Origin of the sequence: Streptomyces chumphonensis, assembly GCF_014779715.1 — a bacterium.
Classification (GTDB): domain Bacteria; phylum Actinomycetota; class Actinomycetes; order Streptomycetales; family Streptomycetaceae; genus Streptomyces; species Streptomyces chumphonensis.
Map to the genome: position 1 here is coordinate 1 of NZ_JACXYU010000031.1, position 2,542 is coordinate 2,542.

General features: G+C 73.6%; 1 protein-coding gene. It reads right to left on the minus strand.

From position 1 onward, the window contains the following. Nucleotides 1-2,542 (minus strand): type I polyketide synthase (locus tag IF129_RS25900; RefSeq protein ID WP_191212274.1); only part of this gene is annotated, 2,542 nt, incomplete at both ends.

Below are 2,542 nucleotides of genomic sequence, written 5' to 3' on the forward strand. Positions count from 1 at the left end.
GAAAGACCGCCACAACGCCGCCAGCGACACCATCACCGCCCACAACGCCGGCTGCACCACATCCACCCGCTCCAACGACGGAGCACCCGCAACACCCCGCAACACATCCTCAAGCGACCACCCCACCAACGGAGACAACGCCGCCGAACACTCCGCCAACCGCTCCGCGAACACCGGCGAAGCATCCAGCAACTCCACCGCCATCCCCACCCACTGCGCCCCCTGACCCGGGAACACGAACACCGACTTCCCCGCCAGCTGACGTCCCTCGACCACCGAGTCAGCAGGCTCACCCGCCGACAACGCCGCCAGCCCGGCCAGCAGCTCATCCCGGTCAGCGGCCACCACCGCCGCACGATGCTCCAGATGCGCCCGCGACAACGCCGCCGAGAAACCGACATCCACCAACGACAGCTCCGGCCGCTTGGCCACCTGCGCACGCAGGCGCTCCGCCTGGGCCCGCAGCGCCGCCTCGCCACGCGCGGACACCACGACCGGCACCACCGAGGGTGCGAGCCCACCGGCTGCTGCCGGGTCCTCGGCGGGGGCCTCCTCCAGGATCACGTGCGCGTTGGTGCCACTGACGCCGAACGACGACACCGCAGCCCGACGCGGACGGCCCGACGCGGGCCACTCCCGCGCCTCCGCCAGCAACTCCACCGCACCCGAATCCCACTCCACATGCGGGGACGGCGCGTCCACGTGCAGCGTCTGCGGCAGCACCCCGTGGCGCATGGCCTGCACCATCTTGATCACGCCCGCCACACCGGCCGCGGCCGACGTGTGGCCGATGTTGGACTTGATCGATCCCAGCCGCAGCGGCTCGCCGTTCCGGTCCCGGCCATAGGTCGCCAGCAGCGCCTGCGCCTCGATCGGGTCACCCAGCTTCGTCCCCGTACCGTGACCCTCCACCACGTCCACATCCGAGGTGCCCAGACCCGCGTTCGCCAACGCCTGCCGAATCACCCGCTCCTGCGACGGACCGTTCGGCGCCGTCAGACCGTTGCTCGCCCCGTCCTGGTTCACCGCACTGCCCCGCAGCACCGCCAACACCCGGTGCCCCCTGCGCCGCGCCTCCGACAACCGCTCCAACACGACCAGACCGACGCCCTCCGCGAAGCCGGTGCCGTCCGCCGAGGCCGAGTACGCCCGGCACCGCCCGTCGGGCGACAGCGCCCGCTGGCGGCTGAACTCGGTGAGCAGGTAGGGGCCGGCCATCAGCGTCACGCCGCCGGCCAGGGCCATGGAGCACTCGCCGGAGCGGACGGCCTGGGCGGCCAGGTGCAGCGCGACCGCCGAGGAGGAGCAGGCGGTGTCCACGGAGGTGGACGGCCCCTCCAGCCCGAGGGTGTAGGAGATCCGGCCCGACAGGACGCTGGTCGTGGTGCCCGTCAGCCGGTACCCCTCCAGCTCCGAGGACGTCATGCCTGCGTAGTCGGTGGTCACGGCGCCGCAGAAGACGCCGGTGTCGGAGCCGCGCAGGGACGTCGGGTCGATGCCCGCGTCCTCGAACGCCTCCCAGGCCGACTCGAGGATGAGTCGCTGCTGCGGGTCCATGGCCAGGGCCTCGCGGGGGCTGATGCCGAAGAACGCGGCGTCGAAGTCGCCGGGGCGGCGCAGGAATCCGCCGCCTCGGGTGTACACCGTGCCCTCGTGGTCCGGGTCGGGGTCGTAGAGCCGTTCGACGTCCCAGCCCCGGTCGGTGGGCAGCCCGCTGATCGCGTCGCGCCCCGAGGCCACCAGTTCCCACAGCTCCTCGGGTGAGGTGACGCCGCCGGGGTAGCGGCAGCTCATGCCCACGATCGCCAGCGGCTCGTCGGCCGGGGCCGTGCGTCGGGGCCGTGCCACGGGTCGCGTGTGGGCGACGGCGGGGCCGGCCTCGGCGAGCAGCAGCCGGGTGACGGCCGCCGGGGTCGGGTGGTCGAAGATCAGCGTCGCGGGGAGCCGCACTCCGCCGCTCTGGGTGAGCCGGTTGCGCAGTTCGACCGCGCCGAGGGAGTCGAAGCCGAGGTCCTTGAACGACCGCTCGGGGTCGATGGCGGTCGCCGAGGCGTGCCCGAGTACGGCCGCCACGTGGTGCAGCACGAACTCTCCGGCCACCCGTTCCCGGTCCGTCTCGGGGACGGTGGCCAGGCGCTGGGCGAGCGATCCGGCGTCGCCTCGCCGGGCAGGCTGCCGGACGAGGCCGCGCAGCAGGGCGGGCAGCGTCCCGGCGCGGGCCTGGTCGCGGAGCGCGGCCGGGTCGAGCCGCACCGGTGCCAGCAGGGCCGCGTCGGCGCGCAGGGCCTGGTCGAAGAGGGCGAGGCCCAGTTCGTCGGAGAGCGCGCCGATGCCGGTGCGTTCCAGCCGCGCGCGGTCCTGGTCGTCCAACGTGCCGCCCATGCCGCGCTGTTCGGCCCACAGGCCCCAGGCCAGGGACGTCGCGGGCAGGCCCGAGGCCCGCCGCAGCTGCGCCAGCGCGTCCAACGACGCGTTCGCCGCCGCGTAGTTCGCCTGACCCGGACTACCGATCAGCGCCGCGACGGACGAGAACAGCACGAAC